Source organism: Idiomarina abyssalis, assembly GCF_019797805.1.
GTDB classification, from domain to species: Bacteria; Pseudomonadota; Gammaproteobacteria; order Enterobacterales; family Alteromonadaceae; genus Idiomarina; species Idiomarina abyssalis.
Map to the genome: position 1 here is coordinate 1995542 of NZ_CP081832.1, position 24401 is coordinate 2019942.

Annotated in this window: 33 protein-coding genes; 12 read left to right on the forward strand and 21 right to left on the reverse strand. The window is 46.4% G+C overall.

The annotated features are described in order from the left end of the window. Window position 1 precedes the first annotated feature (1 nt). On the reverse strand, window positions 2–892 hold the full coding sequence (gene gspC, locus K5X84_RS09640) for a type II secretion system protein GspC (protein ID WP_222235697.1): 891 nt from the start codon (window positions 890–892) through the stop codon (window positions 2–4). A gap of 150 nt (window positions 893–1042) precedes the next feature. Between gspC and hslR the strand changes: the two genes are divergently transcribed. Beyond that, window positions 1043–1444 (forward strand): ribosome-associated heat shock protein Hsp15, encoded by a 402-nt coding sequence (hslR, locus tag K5X84_RS09645; protein WP_222235698.1) that lies wholly within the window; start codon window positions 1043–1045, stop codon window positions 1442–1444. A 29-nt stretch (window positions 1445–1473) separates the two neighbouring features. Further along, window positions 1474–2298: an Hsp33 family molecular chaperone HslO gene (gene hslO, locus K5X84_RS09650; protein ID WP_222235699.1), complete on the forward strand. Its 825-nt coding sequence runs from the start codon at window positions 1474–1476 to the stop codon at window positions 2296–2298. A gap of 45 nt (window positions 2299–2343) precedes the next feature. Here the strand turns inward: hslO and der are convergent, their stop codons facing one another. The 9 genes from der to ndk form a co-directional block, all read right to left on the reverse strand. Continuing rightward, window positions 2344–3783 (reverse strand): ribosome biogenesis GTPase Der, encoded by a 1440-nt coding sequence (gene der, locus K5X84_RS09655; RefSeq protein WP_199494909.1) that lies wholly within the window; start codon window positions 3781–3783, stop codon window positions 2344–2346. A 6-nt stretch (window positions 3784–3789) separates the two neighbouring features. After that, on the reverse strand, window positions 3790–5028 hold the full coding sequence (gene bamB, locus K5X84_RS09660; protein WP_222235700.1) for an outer membrane protein assembly factor BamB: 1239 nt from the start codon (window positions 5026–5028) through the stop codon (window positions 3790–3792). Then, the gene (locus K5X84_RS09665; RefSeq protein ID WP_222235701.1) at window positions 5028–5636 is read right to left on the reverse strand and encodes a YfgM family protein; all 609 of its coding nucleotides are present in this window, start codon (window positions 5634–5636) and stop codon (window positions 5028–5030) included. The genes bamB and K5X84_RS09665 overlap by 1 nt, the downstream gene beginning before the upstream one ends. A 4-nt stretch (window positions 5637–5640) precedes the next feature. After that, window positions 5641–6918, reverse strand: a complete 1278-nt coding sequence (gene hisS, locus K5X84_RS09670) for a histidine--tRNA ligase (RefSeq protein ID WP_222235702.1) — start codon at window positions 6916–6918, stop codon at window positions 5641–5643. A 72-nt stretch (window positions 6919–6990) separates the two neighbouring features. Next, window positions 6991–8109, reverse strand: coding sequence for a flavodoxin-dependent (E)-4-hydroxy-3-methylbut-2-enyl-diphosphate synthase (gene ispG / locus K5X84_RS09675; protein WP_222235703.1), 1119 nt, complete (start codon window positions 8107–8109; stop codon window positions 6991–6993). A 19-nt stretch (window positions 8110–8128) separates the two neighbouring features. Beyond that, window positions 8129–9235 (reverse strand): RodZ domain-containing protein, encoded by a 1107-nt coding sequence (locus tag K5X84_RS09680; RefSeq protein WP_222235704.1) that lies wholly within the window; start codon window positions 9233–9235, stop codon window positions 8129–8131. 20 nt (window positions 9236–9255) lie between these two features. Next, window positions 9256–9711, reverse strand: coding sequence for a tetratricopeptide repeat protein (locus K5X84_RS09685; protein ID WP_054489336.1), 456 nt, complete (start codon window positions 9709–9711; stop codon window positions 9256–9258). A gap of 33 nt (window positions 9712–9744) precedes the next feature. After that, complete coding sequence (gene rlmN, locus K5X84_RS09690; RefSeq protein WP_222235705.1) at window positions 9745–10881, reverse strand: dual-specificity RNA methyltransferase RlmN; 1137 nt, start codon at window positions 10879–10881, stop codon at window positions 9745–9747. A gap of 58 nt (window positions 10882–10939) precedes the next feature. Continuing rightward, window positions 10940–11371 (reverse strand): nucleoside-diphosphate kinase, encoded by a 432-nt coding sequence (ndk, locus tag K5X84_RS09695; RefSeq protein WP_011235266.1) that lies wholly within the window; start codon window positions 11369–11371, stop codon window positions 10940–10942. 165 nt (window positions 11372–11536) lie between these two features. Between ndk and msrA the strand changes: the two genes are divergently transcribed. Next, window positions 11537–12082, forward strand: coding sequence for a peptide-methionine (S)-S-oxide reductase MsrA (gene msrA, locus K5X84_RS09700; protein ID WP_054489340.1), 546 nt, complete (start codon window positions 11537–11539; stop codon window positions 12080–12082). On the opposite strand, the gene K5X84_RS09705 is transcribed toward msrA, so the two are convergent. The 3 genes from K5X84_RS09705 to trmJ all read right to left on the reverse strand — a co-directional run bounded on the left by K5X84_RS09705 (window position 12079) and on the right by trmJ (window position 14536). After that, entirely contained in the window at window positions 12079–13236 is a 1158-nt protein-coding gene (locus K5X84_RS09705; protein ID WP_222235706.1) for an IscS subfamily cysteine desulfurase, read from the reverse strand. The two genes, msrA and K5X84_RS09705, sit on opposite strands and share 4 nt — an antisense overlap. A gap of 30 nt (window positions 13237–13266) precedes the next feature. Further along, window positions 13267–13746: a Fe-S cluster assembly transcriptional regulator IscR gene (gene iscR / locus K5X84_RS09710; protein WP_054489344.1), complete on the reverse strand. Its 480-nt coding sequence runs from the start codon at window positions 13744–13746 to the stop codon at window positions 13267–13269. A gap of 67 nt (window positions 13747–13813) precedes the next feature. Next, window positions 13814–14536: a tRNA (cytosine(32)/uridine(32)-2'-O)-methyltransferase TrmJ gene (trmJ, locus tag K5X84_RS09715; protein ID WP_222235707.1), complete on the reverse strand. Its 723-nt coding sequence runs from the start codon at window positions 14534–14536 to the stop codon at window positions 13814–13816. Between the two features lie 108 nt (window positions 14537–14644). Here trmJ and suhB point away from each other — a divergent pair, with 108 nt between their 5' ends. Then, complete coding sequence (gene suhB / locus K5X84_RS09720; protein WP_054489349.1) at window positions 14645–15421, forward strand: inositol-1-monophosphatase; 777 nt, start codon at window positions 14645–14647, stop codon at window positions 15419–15421. A gap of 61 nt (window positions 15422–15482) precedes the next feature. Here the strand turns inward: suhB and K5X84_RS09725 are convergent, their stop codons facing one another. The 5 genes from K5X84_RS09725 to K5X84_RS09745 all read right to left on the reverse strand — a co-directional run bounded on the left by K5X84_RS09725 (window position 15483) and on the right by K5X84_RS09745 (window position 18567). Continuing rightward, window positions 15483–15653 carry a DUF3545 family protein gene (locus K5X84_RS09725; protein ID WP_074930865.1) on the reverse strand — a complete coding sequence of 57 codons (171 nt, stop codon included), beginning with the start codon at window positions 15651–15653 and terminating at the stop codon, window positions 15483–15485. Window positions 15654–15837: 184 nt separating this feature from the next. Further along, window positions 15838–16545 carry a nuclease-related domain-containing protein gene (locus K5X84_RS09730; RefSeq protein WP_222235708.1) on the reverse strand — a complete coding sequence of 236 codons (708 nt, stop codon included), beginning with the start codon at window positions 16543–16545 and terminating at the stop codon, window positions 15838–15840. 76 nt (window positions 16546–16621) lie between these two features. Beyond that, a complete protein-coding gene (locus K5X84_RS09735; RefSeq protein WP_222235709.1) occupies window positions 16622–16921 on the reverse strand; it encodes a Rho termination factor N-terminal domain-containing protein in 300 nt (99 codons plus the stop codon). Window positions 16922–16936: 15 nt separating this feature from the next. After that, complete coding sequence (locus K5X84_RS09740) at window positions 16937–17134, reverse strand: hypothetical protein (protein WP_054489355.1); 198 nt, start codon at window positions 17132–17134, stop codon at window positions 16937–16939. 92 nt (window positions 17135–17226) lie between these two features. Next, on the reverse strand, window positions 17227–18567 hold the full coding sequence (locus tag K5X84_RS09745; RefSeq protein WP_222235710.1) for a diguanylate cyclase: 1341 nt from the start codon (window positions 18565–18567) through the stop codon (window positions 17227–17229). Between the two features lie 240 nt (window positions 18568–18807). Here K5X84_RS09745 and K5X84_RS09750 point away from each other — a divergent pair, with 240 nt between their 5' ends. Then, a complete protein-coding gene (locus K5X84_RS09750) occupies window positions 18808–19059 on the forward strand; it encodes a TIGR03643 family protein (RefSeq protein WP_222235711.1) in 252 nt (83 codons plus the stop codon). Window positions 19060–19082: 23 nt separating this feature from the next. Here the strand turns inward: K5X84_RS09750 and K5X84_RS09755 are convergent, their stop codons facing one another. After that, window positions 19083–19475 (reverse strand): thiol-disulfide oxidoreductase DCC family protein, encoded by a 393-nt coding sequence (locus K5X84_RS09755; RefSeq protein ID WP_222235712.1) that lies wholly within the window; start codon window positions 19473–19475, stop codon window positions 19083–19085. Between the two features lie 170 nt (window positions 19476–19645). Here K5X84_RS09755 and K5X84_RS09760 point away from each other — a divergent pair, with 170 nt between their 5' ends. The 7 genes from K5X84_RS09760 to K5X84_RS09790 all read left to right on the forward strand — a co-directional run bounded on the left by K5X84_RS09760 (window position 19646) and on the right by K5X84_RS09790 (window position 22602). Then, on the forward strand, window positions 19646–20296 hold the full coding sequence (locus tag K5X84_RS09760; RefSeq protein ID WP_222235713.1) for a hypothetical protein: 651 nt from the start codon (window positions 19646–19648) through the stop codon (window positions 20294–20296). Between the two features lie 200 nt (window positions 20297–20496). Continuing rightward, the gene (locus K5X84_RS09765; RefSeq protein WP_222235714.1) at window positions 20497–21021 is read left to right on the forward strand and encodes a CC0125/CC1285 family lipoprotein; all 525 of its coding nucleotides are present in this window, start codon (window positions 20497–20499) and stop codon (window positions 21019–21021) included. Between the two features lie 115 nt (window positions 21022–21136). Further along, window positions 21137–21283: a hypothetical protein gene (locus K5X84_RS09770; protein ID WP_244994840.1), complete on the forward strand. Its 147-nt coding sequence runs from the start codon at window positions 21137–21139 to the stop codon at window positions 21281–21283. Window positions 21284–21371: 88 nt separating this feature from the next. Beyond that, window positions 21372–21719, forward strand: a complete 348-nt coding sequence (locus tag K5X84_RS09775) for a VOC family protein (protein ID WP_222235715.1) — start codon at window positions 21372–21374, stop codon at window positions 21717–21719. A 24-nt stretch (window positions 21720–21743) separates the two neighbouring features. Then, window positions 21744–21959, forward strand: coding sequence for a DUF4177 domain-containing protein (locus K5X84_RS09780; protein WP_222235716.1), 216 nt, complete (start codon window positions 21744–21746; stop codon window positions 21957–21959). An 8-nt stretch (window positions 21960–21967) separates the two neighbouring features. Next, entirely contained in the window at window positions 21968–22192 is a 225-nt protein-coding gene (yidD, locus tag K5X84_RS09785; protein WP_222235717.1) for a membrane protein insertion efficiency factor YidD, read from the forward strand. Between the two features lie 14 nt (window positions 22193–22206). Continuing rightward, window positions 22207–22602 (forward strand): TM2 domain-containing protein, encoded by a 396-nt coding sequence (locus K5X84_RS09790; RefSeq protein WP_244994780.1) that lies wholly within the window; start codon window positions 22207–22209, stop codon window positions 22600–22602. A gap of 7 nt (window positions 22603–22609) precedes the next feature. Here the strand turns inward: K5X84_RS09790 and K5X84_RS09795 are convergent, their stop codons facing one another. Together K5X84_RS09795 and K5X84_RS09800 are read right to left on the reverse strand one after the other, a co-directional pair. Next, window positions 22610–23935, reverse strand: coding sequence for a type II toxin-antitoxin system HipA family toxin (locus tag K5X84_RS09795; RefSeq protein ID WP_222235718.1), 1326 nt, complete (start codon window positions 23933–23935; stop codon window positions 22610–22612). After that, window positions 23932–24252 (reverse strand): helix-turn-helix domain-containing protein, encoded by a 321-nt coding sequence (locus K5X84_RS09800; protein ID WP_222235719.1) that lies wholly within the window; start codon window positions 24250–24252, stop codon window positions 23932–23934. The genes K5X84_RS09795 and K5X84_RS09800 overlap by 4 nt, the downstream gene beginning before the upstream one ends. Window positions 24253–24401: the final 149 nt, after the last annotated feature.

Below are 24401 nucleotides of genomic sequence, written 5' to 3' on the forward strand. Positions count from 1 at the left end.
ATTAATTATCCTGTTTTACCGGTAGCTCAAACGACAGCTCCATGCGTTCACCGTCGCGCTCAATTTCGATACTGACTTGCTTTTGCTCTGAGAGTTCCTGACTGGCCAGCATTGCTTGCTCCATATCGGTCAGGTCATAGCCATTAATGGCTACTGCTAAGTCACCGTTTTGAAAACCTGCGTCTCGAAACAATTCAGGGTTTTTACCCGAATTTAATTTATACCCTTTGAGTTCACCATCCGCCTGCACCGGTGAAATACTCACGTAATCCAGTAGAGAAGACGGGTTATTGGCAACCTGAGCCAACTGCTCCTCAACACTCGCATCGTCTGGCAAGTTGCTTTCATCAGCATTAGCACCTTCGTCATCTTCCGGGACCAAAGCCCCGTCACCATTTCCTGAACCATCAATAACCAGCGACAGTGCCGGTCTATCTTCGCCAATGTCTTCCATTTCAAGAGTTTCTAAACGTCCGTTATTATCAAGAATGACACGGTCAGCATGAATTTCTTCAACAGTGACAGATGAGCTACCAAGGTTCTCACCAATAACATAGGTTTGTTGCTTAGTTCCTTGCTGGATAATAGCGGCTGAACGCTCTGGATTAGAGCTGGCAGAAACCCCAATTAAGCGCACGTTTAATGATGTTTTTGGTGCGTTACGGGTATTCGTTGAACGGTCATTTCGCTCAGCGGCACCGAATAAGTTTAATGATTTTAAGCTACTTAAGTCAGTATTCCGGTTGTCCGCAACGTCAACCGTCACTTTAGGCAGAACCGCAGTCCCCTCCGGTTCTGCCGGATTAATTAAAGACCAGGTAAAACGCGCCAGTAGTACTGCGACCAAAAACCACGCGAATGCCGTGAGCGCCTGCATTAATCTGCGCCACATTTGAGGATCTGTAAATATTTGTTTGAGTCGGACAGTCACTTTATTCTTATTCTTGTTACACTGACAAAAGACGATTCATGCATTCTAGCGCAGGCAACATGAGTCAACAATCGATTAACACAAAGTTTATAACGAATTCGTTGCGTTTTTATGACAAGAAATCGAAAAGAGAACTCTATTCGCCTTGATAAATGGCTATGGGCAGCCCGGTTTTATAAGACCAGAGCACTTGCCCGGCAAATGGTTCAGTCAGGCAAAGTACATTATGAGGGACAGCGTAGCAAGCCTTCAAAAATTGTACAGGTGGGTGCTGTTATTACTTTGCGCCAGGGCTTTGATACCAAAGAAGTGGAAGTAATGGCTTTAAGTGAGCAACGTCGCGGCGCAAGTGAAGCTCAGCTGCTCTATCAGGAAACCGCAGAAAGCGTTGAAAAGCGCGAACAAAATGCTGAAGCAAGAAAGCTTAATGCGTTGTATAATCCGCACCCGGAAGGACGGCCGGATAAGAAACAGCGCCGTCAACTTATCAGAATGAAAGATAGCGGCGAGTAAGCCCCTGTCGTCGATAAATAGGAGTGCCCATGGAATACCCAACTGATCAATTGTCACGTTACACCTTTGAAGAGCACGATGTGCGCGGTGAACTCGTTCAGTTGACCAGCAGTTACCAAACCTTAATTCGTGGTCACGATTACCCGGCACCGGTTCAGGAGTTACTGGGGCAGATGATGGCGGCAGTATCCTTACTGACGGCAACATTAAAATTTAACGGCCACATAGCCGTTCAGCTTCAGGGTGATGGACCACTTAATTTTATTGCAGTTAATGGTAACCATAATCAGGAACTCCGGGGCATTGCACGCTTAAAAAGCGAGCTTGGAGCTACAGATCTGCGCTCAATGATAGGCAAAGGACAGCTTGTTATCACTTTAACGCCGGATACCGGTGAGCGCTATCAGGGTGTCGTAAGTGCAGACGCCGACTCAATTGCCACCATGCTGGAAAACTACTTTGAACAGTCAGAACAGCTGCACACCCGGGTCTGGTTATACGCCGACGGCGAGCATGCTGCCGGCATGTTACTGCAGCGCTTACCCGCTACCGGAAAGGACTTAAGCGGCTTTGAGCACCTGGCAACTCTGACCGACACTATTACGGCAAAAGAAATTTATACCTTGCCTGCTGAAGAGTTGTTGCATCGCCTTTATCACGAAGAAAAAGTCCATCTGTACCCATCACAAGGTGTCAGCTTTGTTTGTGGTTGTTCGCGTGAACGAACATTAGAAGCTTTGGCGTCAGTAAGCCCTGAAGAAATTCAGGAAATTTTGGCGCAGGAGGGTGAAATTGTCATGACTTGCGATTATTGCCTGACGGAATATCGCTTTGCGCCTTCAGACTTCAATTAATCAATAAAAAAGCCTGCAGTTTTTGCAGGCTTCTTTCTATTAAAACTACTTTTTCTTTTTCAGGAACTTCATCAAACGCCGGCGTTTTCGCTGCTGCGACAACGTCAGTTGGTTTTTCTTTCCTTCATACGGGTTAACCGGCTCGCGGAATTCCACTTTTATCGGCGTTCCCATTACGCCCAGCGCTTTACGGAAGTAATTAATGAGATAACGCTGGTAAGCGCCAGGTAAATCTTTAACCTGATTACCATGAATAATAATACGTGGTGGGTTATAACCCCCGGCATGCGCGTACTTTAACTTCACCCGGCGGCCGCTAACCAATGGCGGCTGATGTTCTTCCTGCGCCATTTCCATAATTTTAGTCAGCTTAGAGGTGCTAATTCGCTGAGTTGCACTTTTGTAGGCTTCTTCCACTGACTCGAACAAATGCCCTACACCAGTACCGTGCAAAGCAGAGATAAAATGTAACCGTGCAAAATCGACAAAACCTAAGCGGCGGTCAAGCTCGCGCTTTATCTCTTCTTTGTGGTCGTTTTGCAGACCATCCCATTTGTTCACTGCAATAACAATTGAGCGGCCGGCATTTAATGCAAAGCCAATAAGGTTAAGGTCCTGGTCACTGATAGTCTCACGCGCATCAACAACAATCAGGACAACGTTTGCATCCTCAATCGCCTGCAATGTCTTGACCACAGAGAACTTCTCAATAGCCTCGCCAATACGACCTCGCCGACGCACTCCGGCCGTATCTATCAGGACATATTCACGCTCGTTGCGTTGCATGGGGATATAAACCGAATCACGCGTGGTGCCCGGCATGTCGTAAACAACAACCCGTTCCTCACCCAGTATTCGGTTAATTAAAGTTGATTTACCAACATTAGGACGGCCGACAATAGCCAGCTTTAACGGCAGCTTTTCGTAATCGATTTCGTCATGCTCAAGCTCTTCAGACTCAACGTCCTTGGGCACAATAACATCGGGATAGTCTTCCGCTATTGGTCTAAAGCAGGTTTCTAATAACTGCTCAACCCCTCGCCCATGAGCTGCAGCGATACCATAGAGTTCACCCAAAGACAGCGAATAAAAGTCGCCCATCGCAGAGTGCGCATCGATGCCGTCAATTTTATTACAGACTAAATAAACTTTCTTATTTTGCTTACGCAAATGTTCCGCAATAGCTTGATCGCCAACGGTCACACCGTCTCGGGCATCGACCATAAAGAGCACAACATCGGCTTCATCAACAGCAAGCAGGGACTGCTTTGCCATTTCTTCATCAATGCCCTCTTCATCGCCATGAATACCACCGGTATCAATAACAATAAACTGAAAACCGTCGTAATTTGCCTGACCGTATTTCCTGTCCCGAGTTAACCCGGGAAAGTCCGCTACCAGTGCGTCGCGTGTCCGCGTTAAACGATTAAAAAGCGTGGATTTCCCCACATTTGGGCGCCCAACCAGCGCGACAACAGGTAACATCTCTTATTAATTTCCTGATTGAATATCGAGCGCGATGATATCACCGTCCCGAGTCTGTACATACATAATGTTGTCATCAACAACCGGGGCTACATAAACACCGTCACCACCGACTTCATAACGGCCTACAATATTGCCGCTGTCGCTATCTAACCAATGCAAGTAACCTTCAAAGTCACCGACAACAACGTAATCGCGATGCCATGCAGGCGCACTTAACTTACGTCCGAACAGCTGTGAATTACCCCAACGTTCTACACCACCGCTTTGCTCAAGTGCATAAACGTGGCTTTTCACATCAGTTAAAAATATCCGACCATTGGTTACCAACATATTCTCAAAGGCTTTGTAATCGCGCTTCCAGCGTACTTCGCCATCTCTTAATTCCAGCGCAACCAGCTCACCGTTAAAAGCAATCATGTACAATGTAGTACCCTGAACAGCTGGCTTCGCATCAACGTCCGCCAGGCGTTCGAGCTCATTGCTTCCGCTTGGCTTACCAATGGTTTGAGTCCATGCCTGCTGTCCATTATTGGCAATAAGTATCATGCCTGTACCATTACTGTCTCCAACAACGATACCGCCACTAATAATAGCAGGCGCAGATGCGCCACGAACTGTCAGCATTGGAGCCTGATACTCATATTCCCATTGCTGTTCGCCAGTTTCCGCATCCAGGCTAATAACTTTTCCGCCACCAGTATGCACAACAACGCGTCCTTCACCGACAGCAGGATCTGACATGACTTCGTTATTGACTTCTGTGTGCCAGACAATGTCACCGCTTTCAGCATTTAGTGCAACGACATCACCATTTTCTGTTCCCAGAAAAACGCGGTCGTAGCTCGCCACTAAACCACCTGAAATACGCGCAGGGAATGGGCTTGAGAAAATACCGCCAAACCAACCTTCATCGGTTGCCTGGTCAAACTGAATACTCTGACGTAAATCAATTCGCCATAAGCGCTCACCTGTGGATTTATCAAAAGCACTGACTATTCCATTACGATCAGCGGCAAAAACTTTGCCATACTCAACCACAGGGTTCAGTCGGGAAAAATACTCTCCTATGCCACTACCAACAGAGGCATCCCATAAAACTCTTGGCTGTACTTCCGAAGAAATGGGCTGTAACTCAGCAAATTTCGGTTCTTCGTCATCGTCACCAAAAATAGAACAACCGGTAACAAGAAGAGTGGCAGAAAATAATAAGCTGCCTTTAATAAAGCGTTTAATCAATTGCATTATGACTTAGCCAAGCTGTTGAGTTTCATTTGCAAAGCCGGAGTCAGTGACTCACCTGCCTGCAATGCGCGTTCATAAGCTGCTCGGGCTTCTTCGGTATTGCCCTGCTCAGCAAGTATGTCACCTTCCAACTCCGCCGCAAAACCAGCGTAAGCTTCAGGTAGAGGCTTTTGCACCAAGCTTAAAGCCGTGTCCAGTTGTTCCTGAGCAATTAACACCCGAGCTAAACGAATACTCGCCAAAGCCGACATGTTTTCATCATCTGCGTTATCTACAACGGATTGCAAAACGGTAACTGCCGTTGCCAGGTCAGCGCGTTCAGCTGCATGCTGTGCCAATTGGAACGCAACAAGCTGTGCGTACACATTTCCTGGGTTTTCGCTGACAAAGTTTTGAGCTTCGAGTACGGCGTTCTCGCTACCTTCGGACAACCCCGAGGTTAATTGCTCATAGTTAGCTGACGCACGCTCCTGCGTTTCCAGTGTATGCTGATCGTAGTAACGCCAACCGTAAAACAAACCAAAGCCAATGACTACACCGGCAACAATACCTTTACCGTGTTCTTTCCAGAACTCTTTTAAACGTTCTACTTGTTGTTCTTCATCCACCTGACTACCCTCTCGTCATTGGTTGCAGATACTCAATTAGTGCCTGCCAGCCCAGAGTTTGTTGTTCTTCAGCAGTACGCAACGGTTTTACCGTTACTTGCTGCTGAGCGATTTCATCAGCACCGATAATCAGAGCAACTTCAGCACCCGACTTATCAGCTTTTTTCATTTGCTTTTTCATGGAACCGCCGCCACAGTGGCTTACCAGCCGCAGTTCCGGTAACTCATTTCTCAGCTGTTCGGCAATTCGCGGGGCGTTTAGTTCCGCTTCTTCGCCTAACGGCATTAAGTAAGCATCAACGACTCGTCTTGGGGTCAGCTTTTCTTGCTCCTGCAGTAGCAGCACAAGACGTTCCATACCCATTGCGAAGCCAACCGCAGGCGTTGCTTTACCGCCTAACTGTTCAACCAGACCATCATAACGACCGCCTGCACAAACAGTACCCTGAGCACCTAAGGCTGTGGTTACCCATTCAAACACGGTACGGTTATAATAATCCAGACCACGCACCAAACGTTCGTTCAGGGTATAGGAAATACCAGCAGCTTCCAGGCGAGCCGTTAATTGCTCGAAGTGTTCTTTCGATTCTGCGTCCCAGTATTCGGACAGGCTTGGCGCACCTTCAAGAATCTTTTGAGTGTTTTCATCTTTACTATCCAGAATACGCAGCGGGTTGCTTTCCAGCCGGCGTTTACTGTCTTCATCCAGCTCGCTAATGTAGTCAGATAAGTAATTTTTCAACGCATCCCGATAATTCGTCCGTGCTTCATTAGACCCTAAAGAGTTCAGTTGCAGTTCAACCTGATCCGCAATACCAAACTCACGCCATAGCCTGGCAGAAAGCAGGATGACTTCAGCGTCGGCATCAGCACTTTCTAAACCAAAGGTTTCAATACCAAACTGGTGAAATTGACGGTAACGGCCTTTTTGCGGGCGTTCGTAACGGAACATGGGTCCCATGTACCACAAACGCTGAATTTGGTTATACAGCAAACCGTGTTGGTTCCCTGCACGAACACAGCTGGCCGTTCCCTCAGGGCGTAAAGTGACACTTTCACCGTTACGGTCGTCGAAAGTGTACATTTCCTTTTCGACAATATCCGTTACTTCGCCAATTGAACGTTTAAAAAGTTGCGTACTTTCCAGCACAGGCATACGGATTTCGCTGTAGCCGTAGCTTGCAGCAACACGGCGTATTACTGCTTCAACCTGCTGCCAGGCCGGACTCTGCTCTGGCAACAAATCATTCATGCCACGAATTGCTTGTATTGTATTCGCCACGGAACCTTCTCGTCTGGTTATCGATACAGAAAATAAGCGGGTATTATAAGGACTTTGTCGATGCGGGTAAAATCAACCGTTAATTTCTTTTACGTCAATTTTATTAGCTTCAATAAACTTCACTTGCTCGCGAATTTGCGCTTCCAGCTCATCCACTAAATTATGGTTATCTAAACGTTGTTTCTGGCGTGCACCACCAATATACAAACCACTTTTATTTTTAGCGCCGGCAAGACCAACATGAGATATCAAGGCTTCGCCCGGACCATTAACAACACAGCCTATTACCGAAACGTCCATAGGCGTGGTTATATCCTCCAGGCGCTGTTCCAGCTCATTAACCGTGCTAATTACATCAAACTCCTGACGCGAGCAACTTGGGCAGGCAATAAAGTTGATACCACGTGCGCGAATGCGCAATGACTTCAGAATGTCGAATCCCACTTTAATTTCTTCGACTGGGTCGGCCGCTAGCGAAACCCGAAGCGTGTCACCAATGCCTTCGGCGAGCAGCATACCTAAGCCTACTGACGATTTAACGGCGCCGCTGCGTTTACCACCCGCTTCGGTAATACCTAAGTGCAGTGGCTGGTCTATCTTCTTCGCAAGCAGACGGTAGGAGTCAACGGCTAAAAACACATCGGATGCTTTAACGCTCACTTTAAAGTCGTGAAAGTCGAGTTTGTCGAGAATATCGACATGCCGCATGGCAGACTCAACTAAGGCTTCAGCCGTAGGCTCACCATACTTTTCCTGTAAGTCTTTTTCCAACGACCCGCCATTAACACCGATGCGAATTGGAATATTGCGCTCACGCGCAGCATCAACAACGGCTTTGATTCTGTCTTCACGGCCAATGTTGCCCGGGTTAATGCGTAAACAGTCAGCGCCGTATTCAGCAACTTTTAGTGCTATGCGATAATCGAAGTGAATGTCAGTAACCAGAGGGACAGAGCTGCGTAATTTGATTTGTTTGAAAGCTTCAGCCGCTTCCATTGTCGGTACCGAAACCCGAACAATATCAGCTCCGGCCTGAGCCAACGCATCAATTTGAGCAACGGTAGCATCAACATCGGTTGTTTCAGTATTTGTCATAGACTGCACAGCAATCGGTGCGCCATCGCCAATAGGTACATTACCTACATACAAACGGCGTGAAGGACGGCGTTTAATTGGATTTTCGTGCATCATAACCTTAAATTGACCTCTACTACTCTGTCGGCACGGTAAAGCGCGCAACACGGCCCGTACGGAACTGGCTCATATCAACTGCATTACCGTTAAAACTTACGTTAACTGCTTCGGGTTTACATAGTGTAACCGAAAATGGAGCCTCGCCCGGTACCGGCATGCGATAGCCCGCTGCTTTAACACCAACGGCCTGAGTTTCACCGGTGGCGTCATCAATTTTCACCCAGCATTCTTCATTAAAGTCTAAAACCAAACTGGGTGAGCTCGCTTCAGGCTGCTCAGATTGCTCTGCCGCCACCTGAGCGGCTTCCACAGGTTCAGCATCAGCTTCTGCTGACTGAGCTTCCGGGGTAGCTTCTTCAGCACTCTCAAGAGACGAATCATTATCAGTCTCTTCGGTAACCGGCTCAGCACCTGCTAAGGTGTCGCCCGTCGACTCGCTATTCAGTTCTTCGCCTTCTGCAGTCGGTTCCTGAACAGATTCAACAGCAACGTTAGTGTCTTCGGCTTCAACATCTGACTCTAATACAGCGTCTTCTTCGTCAGGCCGGATTTGTGGCTCGGTCGGCTGATTCGAAATTTCAATACCGCCAACACTGTCGGCTTCACCATCCGCATCCGTCGGAGCAACTTCTGAACTTTCCTGAGTGCCGTTAGCTTTTTCATTAAAACCAAGGTCAGGCTCCTGCCACCACCAAATAACTAAGGCAATAACAACAATAATGACCACGTATGTAATCAGCATTAAGCGGTTATCGTTTTCCTGATGCTTCTTACGTCGTGAAAAGCTCTGCATCTGGCTACTTTGAACTTCTTGAAAGCCTTTTGCTTTGTAGGCCTGAAATAACTCAGTGTCGTCCAGATCCAGTAACTTGGCGTAAGCTCTTAAATAACCTTTAATAAAAGTAGGCGTCGAAAAAGTTGAGTAGTCATCGACTTCCAGCAACTCAATGATCTGCTTTCTCAAACGCAGTTGGTCTGCAACCTCGCGTTGGCTTAGGCCTTTTGCTTCACGAGCTTCTTTTAGTATTTGTCCAGGACCCTTGCTCGGCATTTGTTCTGTTTCTTTTACCGCTTCAGGTTCTGTTTTTTCGTTATCTTGTGTTGGTTCGTTTTCAGCAGTCATGATTGTAAGGGGTTTCCCTGTTATGGTTGAGCTGCGTCGTGACTTCCTCGTGCCAAGCATTCGGCTCTGTTTTTCCTGGCCCGGTCGTGATGTGAATACTTACTATCCAACCTCACTTTATCAAAATACGTCAGTGCTGTTTTCCAGTCACCAGCCACACACAGTGCAACCGCATAGTTATTGTACAATGCACCGCTCATAGGTTGCCATGATAATGCCTGTTGGTAAAGTGACAAAGCTGAATCAACGTCATTTGTCGATAAATACCATTGCCCTAAGGCAAGGTTGGCATCCAGAGACTGAGGGTTATTCTTTAATGCGGTTTGCAAATGTGGATGCGCAAGTTTTAACTTCCCTTGCGCTAAGTAAGCAAGTCCCAGCTGCAACCGTACATCTTTACCCTCAGAAACCGACTGTTCAGGGTTAGCGGTACAACCATATAGCACTACGGCTATCAATAATAAAGCGGCTCGCATTATCACACTCCTTGTGCCTGCGATTCTGTTAATTTACGCGGTCTTTACAACTATTGCTTCTCCACCACGCTGTTTCTGCTGACGCTTCAGTATGCGTTTTGTACGATCAATGACATCGCCGACCAATTGTCCGCAAGCTGCGTCAATATCGTCACCCCGGGTTTTTCTTACCATTACAGTAAACCCATACTCCATCAGTACCTTAGCAAAACGGTCAATACGCGAGTTGCTGGAACGGCCGTAGTCCGAGCCCGGGAACGGGTTAAAAGGAATAAGATTAATTTTACTTGGGGTATCTTTTAATGTTTTCGCCAGCGCATGCGCTTGATCAGTTGAATCATTCACATGGTCCAGCATGACATACTCTACCGTTACTTTACGCTGAGCTTTTGACTGCTCAACATAACGACGGCTCGATGCCAGAAATTCTTCAATATTGTACTTCTTATTAACAGGTACAATTTCGTTACGGAGTTCATCGTCTGGTGCATGCAGCGAAATTGCCAGCATGACATCAATGCGTTCACGTAACTTTTCCAATGCGGGAACAACACCGGAAGTACTTAAAGTGACACGACGCTTTGATAAACCAAAGCCCAGATCATCTAACATTAACTCCATTGCCGGAACAACATTGTTTAAGTTAAGCAGTGGTTCACCCATGCCCATCATGACAACGTTCGTTACGGGTTTAATTCCGGTTTTTCCATAAGCCCCTAACAGCTGGTTCACCCGCCACACCTGACCGATAATTTCTGCCACACTGAGGTTACGGTTAAAGCCCTGAGCCCCTGTGGAACAGAAAGTGCACTCTAATGCACAACCAACCTGAGAAGACACGCACAAAGTAGCGCGGTCACCTTCGGGTATCCATACCGTTTCCACGTCCTGACCGTCAAACAAAGTCATCGCGAACTTAATGGTGCCATCTGACGACTGCTGTTGTTCACGAAGTTCAGGTGCGCGAATCTCGGCTACTTGCTTGAGCTTTTCACGCAAAGCTTTATTGAGATTCGTCATCTCATCAAAGTCATCGACACAAAAGTGATACAGCCATTTCATAACCTGTTCGGCACGAAACGGTTTCTCACCCATTTCACGAAAGAATTCTTTAATTCCCTCACGATTCAGGTCGAGTAAGTTCACTTTTTTATCTATTGCGTTGGTCATAAAGCTCCAGTGTTCTGATGTAGCCTGACGTTCCCGTCAGGCTATATTTTCTTACGTCTTAACGAGTGCGCTGGCAAACTTCTTCGTCGCTGAAGAAGTAAGAGATTTCGCGCGCAGCAGATTCAGTTGCATCTGAACCGTGTACCGCATTTTCGTCTATAGTTTCAGCATAGTCGGCACGGATAGTTCCTGCCAGTGCTTCTGCAGGATTCGTAGCACCCATAATGTCACGGTTTTTACGCACAGCGTCTTCACCTTCAAGAACCTGAACAACGATAGGACCTGAAGTCATGAATTCAACCAAAGCGCCAAAGAAAGGACGTTCTTTGTGTTCAGCGTAGAAACCTTCCGCCTGCTCTTTGCTTAAGTGCATCATTTTAGCACCGACAATGCGTAGGCCAGCAGATTCAAAACGGTTGTAGATAGCGCCGATTAAGTTTTTTGCAACTGCATCAGGCTTGATAATTGATAGAGTGCGCTCTAAAGCCATGGTTATAAACTCCAATAAAATAAAGGGATAAATTAGTCGCGCGGATTATACGTGAGATCAGCGCAGAAATCGAATACCCAGTGATTGTTTTTTCACTTATTCTCAGCTAGGATGCTAAAACAAATTAGCCATATAGACGTCTATTTGACGATAAGGAGTTCTGACATGGCGAACAATGAATACCAACAAGCTACTCTGGGCGGCGGCTGCTTCTGGTGTGTTGAGTCTGCCTTCCTTCAGGTAAAAGGCATTCAGTCGGTTAAATCCGGCTACACGGGTGGTCATACGCCAAACCCCACTTACGAACAAGTTTGCACGGGAAACACGGGCCACGCAGAAGTCGCTCAACTCCAGTACGATCCGGAGCAGATCTCTTACCGTCAAATCTTAGAAATCTTTTTCACCCTGCACGATCCGACTCAGGTGAATCGCCAGGGTAACGATGTTGGCACGCAATATCGCACATCGATTTTCTATCATAATGACGAGCAAAAACGAGAAGCCGAGAAAATTATTGCTGAGCTAGAGGCTGACGATGCATTTGCAGCGCCTATAGTAACGGAAGTCACCGAGTTAGGGACCTTTTATCCGGCGGAGGATTACCACGAAAACTACTACGCCAGAAACCCGGAAAACCCGTATTGTCAGGCGGTCATTTCACCTAAGCTGGCTAAGTTCCGCAAAACCTTTGCCGGCCTGCTGAAAGACTAAGCAGCCCCTCGCAAGGTACCGATAGTGCGGTGGATAAGCTCTACTGCACTGTCGATATCGTCTTCGGACGTGTAACGGCCAATACTAAAGCGCAATGAGCTCATTGCCAGCTCATGTTCAACGCCTAATGCTCTCAGCACATACGAAGGTTCAACGCTGGCCGACGTGCAGGCCGAGCCCGACGAAAGCGCAAGATCTTTTAACGCCATTAGCAGCAGTTCACCATCAACTCCGGCAAAGCTGATATTGGTAATATGCGGAACCCGTTGCTGGTCAGAGCCATTCAGGGTTACACCTTCTAACTGACTAACACCCTTCCATAACCGCCGCTGCAGGTTTTTAACCCGCACAGGCTCCAGCTCCAACTCATTACGCGCAATTTCAGCCGCAACACCCATGCCGACAATCTGGTGTGTTGGTAAGGTACCTGAACGCATACCCCGTTCGTGACCGCCGCCATGCATTTGCGCAAGTAACCGAACTCTGGGCGTACGACGCACATAGAGCGCCCCAATACCTTTAGGACCATACATTTTGTGAGCAGAAAGAGACATTAAGTCGACCGGCAACTCAGCCATATCCATAGAAACTTTGCCGGAAGCCTGGGCAGCATCAACGTGGAATAAGGTGCCGTTTTCACGACAAAGTTGCCCAATAGCAGCAATGTCCTGAATAACGCCAACTTCGTTATTAACCAGCATAACGCTTACCAGGACTGTATCTTCACGCAGAGCTGAGCGGAACAGATCCATATCCAGCAGTCCGTCGCTGCCAACGTCCAGGTAAGTAACTTCAAAACCTTCTTTTTCTAACTGAGCGCAAGTATCTAATACTGCCTTGTGTTCAGTTTTCAGCGTAATGATATGCTTGCCTTTAGCCGAGTAATACTGAGCCGCACCTTTTATTGCCAGGTTATCCGACTCGGTCGCGCCGGAGGTAAACACAATTTCGCGCGCGTCGGCATTGAGCAAATCAGCAACCTGATGCCGGGCAACATCAACGGCTTCCTCAGCCTGCCAGCCGTATTTATGTGAACGTGACGCAGGGTTTCCGAAGAGACCATCCTGAGTTAAACAGCCCATCATCTTCTCTGCTACAACAGGATCTACAGGGGTGGTTGCAGCATAATCAAAATAAAGGGGTAGCTTGGGCACTTCGTTGCTCCTGACAAACTAAAGACAATATTAAAGATGTGAGTTTAACTTAATCTCTTCTTCACTTTTATTATGAAGTGAATTTTGCCGACTCAGAACATCACCAACATCACGCTTTTTCATCAGTTCAGCCAAGGTAATGCCGTCCAGGAAGTCGGCTATACGGTCGCTTAAGCCTTCCCACAACGAATGAGTCAGACAACGCTCACCGCCCTGGCAGTTAGCTTTACCCTGACAACGAGTCGCATCGATAGATTCATCAACTGCATGAATGACCGCACCAACAGAAATATCGGTTGCCGGGCAACCCAGACGATAACCACCGCCCGGACCACGCACACTGTCCACCAGTCCGTGCTTACGCAAACGCGCAAACAGTTGCTCTAAATACGACAGAGATATTCCCTGACGCTCAGAAATGTCCGCTAACGGCACAGGACCATTTGCCGTAAAAAGCGCAACGTCCAGCATAGCTGTAACTGCGTATCGACCTTTTGACGTCAGGCGCATGGTGGTTTCCTCTGGTGTTTAAATCAGCATAATATGTTATGAAATTTTACATTCCTGACTATTTTAGTCAAGTATTGCCTGTCGATTTATCCACCGAGGCTAAAATACCCCGCAAAATATTAATTTCGTTCTCTTCCGGCCGGGCACGGGTGAATAAGCGGCGTAATTTCGTCATTACCTGCCCCGGGTGCTGACGCACAATGAAACCCGTTTGGCTCAACGTCTTCTCAAGGTGCTCGTAAAACCGTTCTAAATCTTCGGCTCTTGGATACTCCGGTAATTCTCCAGAGCTGCGTTGTTGTGATTCCAGCCACTGCATGCGCAGTTCATAGCACACGGTTTGTACCGCCATAGCCAGGTTCAGAGAACTGTAATCCGGGTTTGTTGGTATATGCAGGTGGAACTGACTTTGCTGCAGCTCTTCATTGGTTAGGCCACTGTTTTCACGACCAAATACTAAAGCTACCTCGTGCTGTCCTACTTCTTCCAGCACTTTTCCAGCACACTCGCGAGGCCCTAAAAGCGGCCAGTCCAGCGTACGGTTACGAGCACTGGTCGCAATAACCAGACCGCAATCTGCAATCGCTTCTTGCAAGGTGTCCACAATAGTCGCCGATGCCAAAATATCAGTTGCACCAGCCGCCAAAGCGGATGCGTGACTGTCCGGCTCCTGCACAGGGTCTACTAACGTTAATTTAGACAGTCCCATGGTTTTCATGGCACGGGCAACAGAGCCTATGTTCCCGGTGTGAGAAGTGTTCACCAGAACAATACGAATGTTATCAAGCATGGCGTTTCCCTTGGATTTTTCTCGACTTATGGAAAAGTTTGGCATGATACCGTAACACTGGTATGATCCGCGACCGAAAATTGTTCTTTTACAGCACAGGTAATTGGTATGCATCCGATGTTAAATATTGCGGTGCGCGCAGCGCGTGCGGCCGGCAAAATTTTAGTTAAAAATTTCGATCAGGGCAGCCCTGTTGAAGCCGAATCAAAAGGCTTAAATGACTGGGTTACTGAAATGGATAAAGCCGCAGAGCAGGCTATTATCAACACTATCAAAAAGTCCTACCCGGACCATGGCATCATTGCAGAAGAAAGCGGTACCCAGGCTGGTAAAGAAAATGACTTCCAGTGGGTTATCGATCCGCTAGACGGCACCACCAATTACATGCGCGGTATTCCCCACTTTTGTATTTCTATTGCTTTGCTTCACAAAGGCTCTGTTCAGCAGGCCGTTGTGTATGACCCTATGCGCGAAGAACTCTTCACCGCATCTCGCGGGGCAGGCGCTCAGCTGAATGGCCGTCGTTTACGTATTTCACCGAAAGTGGAATTAAAAGGCGCAATTATTGCTACCGGGTTCCCATTCAAAATGAAAAACCGCTTACCAGAATACCTGGATATGTTCAGCAAACTGTTTGAACACTGTGCTGACGTACGTCGCGCAGGCGCAGCCGCTTTAGATTTAGCTTACGTAGCTGCTGCACGTCATGATGCATTTTGGGAAATGGGTTTAAAACCCTGGGACATGCTGGCCGGCGAATTATTAATTCGCGAAGCAGGTGGCATAGTCAGTGACTTTCAAGGTGGTCACAACTACATTCAGTCAGGCAACATAGCAGCCGGTGCACCAAAAGCATTAAAACAAATGCTGGCACAAATTCGCTAAGCTGTTTTTCAGTCGCTAAAAAGCAAAACGCCGTCTGAGCTAACCCAGACGGCGTTCTTTTTTATAATTCGATTTCTTCCAAATCGAGCTCTAGCGAGTAATCCATTTCAGAGAGTTCTTCCCGCAACCGGTACTTCTCTTTTAGTTGTTCTATTTCACGCCATTTACGTTTTGCGGCGCGACCCTTTCCAGACTTGTCATTTACCTTTTGCAGTTCTTCGGAATTATCCATGGTATGACCCTCTGCTTTTTTGATACAACTTTTTTAATTATGGTATTAGCGCTGCAGTTAATCTGTTCGTTAACAAAAAAACCACAACTCATAAGTACCACACACCGGGACACATTAAAAGAACTTTGTTACGGTTTTGTTAACAGGTTGTGGCAAAGGTATGAAGAATCATTGGTTAGTATTACTAAACCGTCATTTGCTTAAGTTCTACTAGCTGCTGCACGACTTTCTCTACATTTGAGGGTGCCCGCTTGGGCTGATAATTCAATATATATTCAACCAGTCCTTTACGTTCAAGAACAGGCACGCTGGGTGGTGAAGACAGTTTAACCCGTGCACTGCGGTGCGAGAAAAACACAACGCCGTCTATCCAGGTTGATGCGCGGTTTTTCTTCAGGTGCTCAGCTAAAACATGAATCTGTTTTTTTAACTGTTTTATTGGATTGCGAACTTTGGCTGTATAACGGCCACCTTTACGCCCCACTTTATGGGCTATCCAGTTAGCCGACTGCTCATCTCCTGTTACTTTGGAATTGTTGTTTTTCACTTCTACTACAAACACACCGTTAGGGCCCACAACAATTAAATCCAGCTCAGTAAACCCGCGTTTTGCTCGCGAGTTAGGGACATCAACCTGGTTAAACAGGACATAGCTATCGGGGAGTTTATCTAAAAGCCTAAGCGTTTTTAATTCACCCCGGGCACCTGAGCGTTTAGTAGATGCTGCTCCAATAACACTGAATAAGTAGGCTAGCCCAACAATCCACCAAAGATTTGGTAATTTATACATTAAAAAACCCGCAATAGGCGCGCCAATAATAGCGACCCATACGCGGGCTTTATTCACTTCTTGCGAAAGACGATTTTTGGTTATGTACTGCGTGTCTGCCATGACAATTTGACAACTTTTCCTTGCTACTAATGGCCATATTAAACCATCAAAGCAGTCAGTCGTCAGCTTTAATCCATTACTGCTTTTGCCTTATCGCCTCAATCAATTCGTCTTTACTCATTTCGCTGCGGTTATCAATACCAAGCTGCTGCGCCCGGTTATAAAGCTCATCTTTGGTGCGCTCTTCCAGCCGGGTATTGGGGTTACCGGTACCCTGAGTGGTGGTGTTATCAGTAACCCCTTCCTCGCGCCGCTGCTTGTTCACGGTACGACTGGCAATTTCCTCAGCCTCGTCTTCACTCTTACCGTCATCTAGCTGCGACTGCTTGATATGCTGATACATTCGCTCGTCTTTATCACGCCAAACGTCAGGCATAACAGCCTCCTACTCCTATTGGGAGTCCTTGCCACGTTGCTCAGGGGCAATCTGCTTATCTTTTTGCGAATGAGTGTCATGCGTTGAACCCGGCCGACGGTGATCTTCGCGGCTCTGGTTCTCTTTATCCTGCTGCGACTGCAGCTTGCGCTTTTCTTCTTCGGTCAGATCCTGCTCGTGTTTTTTAACTTTCGGATTCATTGGCCCTGTCATAAAGCCTCCTTAATCATTAAAAATGTCAGTGCGTTTTCTTTCCTTTTCATCATTAAGTGTAGAAGAAAAAACAGTAAAATAAAGGCATACACTTAGCCCTTACTCTTATCCTCGTACATTCTCTGGTCAGCAAGCTTCAAAAGATCTTTAGGTGTGCCCGCGCCCTCTGCGTTACTCGCGAACCCAATACTCAACGATGGTTTCAATATGCTTCCTGACACTTCGACGCTCTCACTTTCAACGTTCTTTTTTATATTTTCAATGATAGATGTAATGGCTTCTTCGGTCTCAACTCTATTCACAACTACTAAAAACTCGTCACCTCCCATTCGGGCCACGATATCCGAAGCTCGGACCGACTTCTCAAGACCATTAGCGACGAGTTGTAACATGCTATCACCCACATCATGACCATATTTGTCATTCACTTCCTTAAACCGGTTGAGATCAATAACCAACACATAAAAATGTTTTTTGGGCTTTCTCTTACTCATTAAGTTTTCGAGATAACTGAGTGAAAACCGTCGATTAAAAAGCTGAGTTAAAGCATCTCGATTCGCCATGCTGCGCTCTATTTGGTAAGAACGCCAAAGCATAAAGGTTCCAAAGAAAATCAACGTATACAAAAATAAGAGACTCAGCCGTCCAATATCGATTAGAAGAGATTGTGTTTGAGTGATTGTCGCATCAAATTTCGCAGCTACCGCCCATTCACCATTAGGGACTATTAAGGTTCCTTGGTAATCCGACTGCTCAAAAGTTAGTTTGTCCCCTTCAAATACTTCCCCTTTTTCCCCAAGTCCATTAACTCCGCGTAAAGCGACTTTGGCATTCTCAATATCTAAAAGCCCTGCCGAGTTCATCAGTCTGTCGTAATCAATAACCACACTTATTGAGCCCCAGTAATTCTCACTACGTGGGTAATCATAAAAAATAGGAAGCCGGGCTATAACAGCTCGCCCCCCCTGAACCAGTTCTAAAGGCCCTGCAAGAAAGACATCTTTTAAGTCACGAGCAGCTTTCACCGTTTTATATTGAGAGGGTACGGTTCTAAAATCTAAACCAACAGCCCTTTCATTTCCTTTTAGAGGTAGAATTTTCTCGACCACATCATTTGGTGCTATACCAACGTTACGAACATTTTGCGATCTCTCAATCAGACGAGAACCAATGTTTTGAAAATTCTTAGACGCATCTTCAGGGTCGATACTGAATACGGTTGCCAGACTATCGGATAAAAAAACATCCCTGAAAAGAGACGCCTCTAAAGAGGACTTAGCAAGCAGAAGCTCTGTTAGTGCTTCATCTTTAGCGGATTGCTTAATTCGTTCCTCCACTAAAGCTCCGATCCAGGCCGCGACCATTAATAAAGGAATTAACCCCACAACATAGAGGATTATCGCTATCAGTGAACTTCGTTTTTTTATAGCCAAAGGTTCCCCTGGTCTGAAGTTAAACTGCTGGGGGTCACCCGCACAGGTTCTATGTGGTACGAATTGGATTATCAAATAGACCCAACTCGCGTTTAAATATGTCATTAGTTATACGAGTGCGCCAGACAAAGGGTTCATTCAACGATGCTAAATAGTTTTAGCGCTTTATCGATACCACAAAAAAACGATCCGATTAAGATTGGCCAACGTAATTTGATAAAACCTTTTACATAGTCACCTATGAACCTGACCGAACCTGAGAAATCTCGAATTATTGAAATGGCATGGGAAGACCGCACGCCGTTTGAGGCTATTGAAGAACAATTTGGCCTGCAGGAAAAGCAGGTTGTGAAGTTTATGCGATTGCAGCTAAAGCCTGGCAGCTTTCGGCTCTGGCGCCAACGCGTTACAGGTCGTTCCACCAAACACCGCAAGCTACGTCCGGCTGGAGTATCCCGCGGCTATCGCCCTACCCAATACAAGTCGCGTTAAAAACCTCCCAAAAATTAGAAAGCTCAATCAATAGAACACTGCGCGCAGCGCTCTTTACCGGTTAATAGCTTTGAAATGCGGTTGCGGTTACGTGCAAAAAATAAATAAGTTTTGTCAGCAAACCACCGAATAACAGGCCAGCGCAGAGGGGCAATCATCCAGCCTTTACCGACTAACGACCAGGCCTCATGGGTGACATCCAGACCGTAGATCATGTCACCGGAGCTGGTCTGCCCATGTAAATACTGGTTGGCCTTAGCAACGTCAACTTGAGGGTAGCGCTGACTAAAGTCTGGTTCATTCACGTTTTCGAATTGAATCCGCCCTTCTTTATCCAACCGTTTTAGATGCCGCATTTCTTTCACGCACAATGGGCATCCGCCATCGTAAAAAATAATGAGTTGAGCGTTCTGCATGAATACCACCACCGAGGTTATGAATTGCTTACTTATTAATACGAGTATTTCCTGTTTTTGACTTCTCATTTCATGAAAAAAGTTGACTTGGAGCTAGTGAACAGCTTCCTCCATTTTTACTTTTGAATTAGTATTTACTGACTTTCAGTATATCTACCTTAGGGGTCGAAGTGCTTCAAAAACTAAAAGTTATAATCTGCACATTAATAATTTTTACTTCTGCTTCAGTAGCAGGGCAAAAATTGAGCTGGGAAGAGAACACACAAAGTTACAACGCTGGTGTTCAGTCAATCTCAATTCCGTTTGGTATTAAAAATAATCATATTTATATCTCTGATGAGAGCTATTCAAATCCTATTGGTCTTAAAATCGAGTTTGATAAGCCGGTTTCCTCTAATGGTGACGGCATAACGAGCGTTAGTAACATAACGATCAGTAGCTTGGGAAAAGACAGTGATAGTTTACTAGAGTTGCTTTTCGATAGATTCGGCTTTAGATATGAAGGGGAAACGTTTGTCGATGAATTGAGACTATCCGTTACACCTTTCATTATGCACGACACCGCAGGCCATAAACTACACAAGCTATTATTAGAGTCAAAAACCGGTGTTCCATACGCAAGTATGCTGTTCGATTTCTACGAGTCAAAGTTTATTCTCGTAGAAAACTCTCCATCTTCTATCGGCAAACTCCTACTTCAGTTTTCTTTCGGGTTACCGCAATCCATGCCAAACGAAGAAGAAACAAACCGAATGAACTGCATATTTGATACTCTAGCTGAACGTTTTATTTGTAAACAGCCAAGCAGATCTAAATTGTAATTGACTCACTTATTAGGCTGAGACCAAACAAAGCGGCACATAAATCATTTCATCGTAATTCGTCTACCCGTGTAAATACTGGTTAGCCTTAACAACGCAAACCGCCGTAAAAATTTCGAAAATACCAATCTATTTATCTAAAATTTACCTAGTCTATAAATAGGTTTTTGACCTAACTCACTCAATGAGGAGGCAATATTATGAAATATTGGGCACTTGCTTTACTTTCATCAATAGCATTGGTTGCATGCTCAAGTTCGCCTGAGTACCGTCAGGCAGAAGATAACGGTTTCGGCTATAAGGAAAGCCAGCTAAGCGACACCCAATATCGGGTTCACTTTAAGGCGAAAGGTTCCGATACTGAAAAAGCAATGGACTTTGCTATGCTTCGCGCAGCTGAATTGACCTTACAAAATGACTACGACTGGTTTACGGTTTCCAGCCGTGAAACCCTGGTCGACAGAGAGCAGACGCAAAGCACTTCTCAAGCAGGTTTTACTCGTCGTTATGAGCAAGTTCGCGAATGTGGCATATTGTCGTGCCGCACCACTACCAGGCCATCGACGTCCTATGAAACGGGTGTCTTTGTAGGGGGTAACCGCGACAGCGAAGTCGAAGCCATAATGAGCATTAAGTTCGGTAAAGGTGAGCAACCGGACTCAGAGTCAAGCTTCGATGCTAGCGAAGTGCATGAAAACCTTAAACCGAAAGCAGAAGGCTCCTAGTAAACAGACTTATTAGGCAAAGTCTTTCAACTTGAGGTGCCTGGCGATTGAGTCCAAAAACGGTTAGGCACCTCATTTTCTGTCGCTAACTCCCTCTACTGGTAGCCTCCACACCATAAAGCCAAAGTTTACAGACGCAGAACACGCTACCCCGCCACCTGTCGGCAGTATCATTACCTACAAGTACCATGGTTACACCAATAATGGCGTGCCACGCTTTACCAGCTTTTTACGAGTTAGGGAAACCGTAGAAGGTGAATAAACATTTGGATTGATGGTAGGTTACGAAAACTCTGATACGCTTACGAAAGACAAAATCGTTTTTCTAAAAGCCCTAGGCGAGGCACACAATGAACTCAACCAAAATTAATTACATTGAACTACCGGCGCGGAGTCTTGACGCAACCAAGCGCTTTTTTCAGCAGGCCTTTGGCTGGGAGTTTGTCGACTATGGTCCGGAATACTCTGCTATTCAAAATGCGGGGCTCGATGGTGGGTTTTACCAATCTGATTTGGTTGCTCAGACATCTACCGGCAGCGCGTTGGTGGTTTTGTATAGCAAAGACCTTGAACAAAGTTTAAAAAGCGTTGAAGACGCAGGCGGTAAAATCATTAAGCCTATATTTGATTTTCCCGGTGGTCGACGCTTTCAATTTACTTGCCCTAGCGGCAACGAATACGCAGTATGGTCAGAATAATCAAAATAACAATAAGGAAAAAGCATGCCTAAGTTTACGGAATACAAAGTCATTCATATTGCGGAAGGTGGCTGTGGTACTCTGCTTCTGGGCTCAAGTGGCCTGCCGTTAAAGAAAATTGAATCTACTTTGAACCAGGAAGCTGCCGACGGCTGGCAAATGGTGTTTCAGGTACTTGAGCAAAAACGCTTTTGGCTGTTCTGGACACGTGAAGCGGCAATTTTAACTCTGGGTCGATAAAACCGACCATGGTAAAGCGGCTCATTTTAGCTTCAATTCGTTGGTATCAGCGTCGTGGCGGTTCGCGTCACTTCTTTAATACCGACTGTAATTTTGAGCCGTCCTGTTCGCACTATATTTACCAGGCCATTAGCCAATACGGTACCTGGCGAGGTATAAAGCTTGGTGTAGCGCGTATTAAGCGTTGTAACGACCCTGACTGCGTACACAAAAAACACGACCCAGTTCCTTAAATAAGGTAGCCCTTATGTCTTACGAAATGTCTTCTGAGCAGTTGCGAGATGAAGAAGAAGCCCTGCGTAACCAAATACGCGAGCTAACGCCTGAGCAGCGAAAAGAATATCACCGCCTTGAAGGTCAGAAAGTTAAAGACCCAGACACTTACGCGGTACTGAACTGGTTCATTATGGCCGGTTTACATCACTTTTATTTAGGCAACACGCAGCGTGGTGTAATCAACCTTTGTGTCATGCTGGTTGGCCTGGTTTTCTTACCTTTCTTGCCTATAGTCGGGGTTATTATTCTTGTCGGTATTGTCATTGTAGAGCTACCGCAATTGTTTAAGTCGCAACAAATTGTCCATGCTTACAACAATAACGTTATGCGCGAGCTCATTCATAAAGTGAAGTCAGATAACGCCTAAGCGCCTCTCAGGCAAAGTCTTTCAGCCTGAGATGGCCCTCTATTGAGTCGGCGAGCGCTTTGGGCACCTCATGTTCAGTGGCTAATTCCCGCCACTGAGACACCGCGTTAATCACCTCATCAATAATGGCATCAATTTCTTTGCGCTCTACCTTTGGTAACTGAACGTCTGCCAGCGCGTAAAAGTCGGCGCGGGTATGACCGCTGCGCTTGCCATTTAAAGACATCCAATGCTGCTCTACCCAGGGGTTTCCAGGCTTAAAGCTAAAGGCCACGTCGTAAGCCGGGCTCAACCGCCACTGCTGATCCTCCAGCATAAAACCAAAGTTCTTGGAATGGTCATCGTGGTTCGTTGCTACGTGGTTAAAGACCATACGCCGGAATAGATCTATAGCGTCCGCCCGTGGCAACCTTAGCTGGCGGGCGACCTGAAACAGCTCTTCATAAGAAAACGCGCCAATGTCGTGATAGTTCACGTGCTTAATAGCGGTCAGCGTTTGAATGTGCTTTTTCTCATTGCCTATTCTGTCAAAGCGTTTGGTCACAAAATGGCGTCTGTTGCCTTCATCCAGCAGGTGGCATGGCATCATATCAATGCCGGCTTGCGTGGCCATTAAGTAATACACATACTCCATGGCACCGTAACCGAGCGGATCGCCAAAAGTTTGCTGAGATGGGTCGCGCTCCTTTACCCCGTCAAACTTCAGCAGATAATGCTCAAACCCTTCGGGCACAAGCCCCTGCCCGGAACGCACCTGGCTGAAATCCTTATTAAACGCCAGTACCGCCTTTGGTCTTGCGCCACCGGCGCTGGTGCCAACCGCTAATAAGGCCTGCATCATTTCTTTGTCTGCCTCGTCATCAAAGTGCGTGCGCTGGCGAAAACCCTTTCGTGCATCCAGCACTTCCTGTGCTAACTTCATTAAGCTTTCAAGCTCAATGTCTTTGTTTTTGGCGTTGGTTTGATTCTTACGAGCAGGATGATACTCAAGAGCGCCCATGCCCCGCTCACCGGTATATTGAAGTCGTTCAAGCGGGCTCAGAGGTTCGGTGCGATCGGGCTGTTGCGCAACCCATTGGTTCAGTACCGCATTACCGAAGTCGTCGGGTAAAGAGTCTGCCAGCATGCCCGGCAGACCTCTGAACGTATCCCAGTTTAACCCCGGAAAGGAGTAAATTCGTCCTTTCTCGGCAGGCATGGTTAAAGGCGCCAGCGGAATGTCTTTTTCGACAAATTCAGATAAGTACTCGAACCGCGCTGCCGTGTCGCCTTTGTTATAACTTAAGGCACCGACAGGCTCACCTTTGTAGCGAACTTCAATGGTATTAATCACCAGTCCAGCTCCCCATTGTCAGCAGGTTTCACACGCGTTTTACCGCTCGCTCGTTTCTTTTGTTTGGTGCTACTTTTGAGCAGTTGCACAGGAGAAACGCCCTCGTCCGGGAATGCGGCCAGTAAATTGTCGATATGACCCAAAGCCTGAAGAATAGCGACATAGGTCGGTAAGGTGCTTTTACCACCCTCCGCGGATTTAACCGCATTCAGTGAGACATTAGCTAAGGTAGCTAAGTCCTCCTGAGTTAAATCCTGATTCAGCCGATACTGCCTGACTCGCTGACCAATAAGTGCTGAAACTCGATCAGAATCCATATAAAGAACCTTAAATAGGTTTTAAACTGATAATTAGAGTGTAGCAGACTATTTAAGGCATGCAATTGTATTTATATAAAAACCTTTATATAGACTATAAAGTGATTGAGTTATGTTAGAAGCCTTTTTAAGGGCTATAAAATATTATT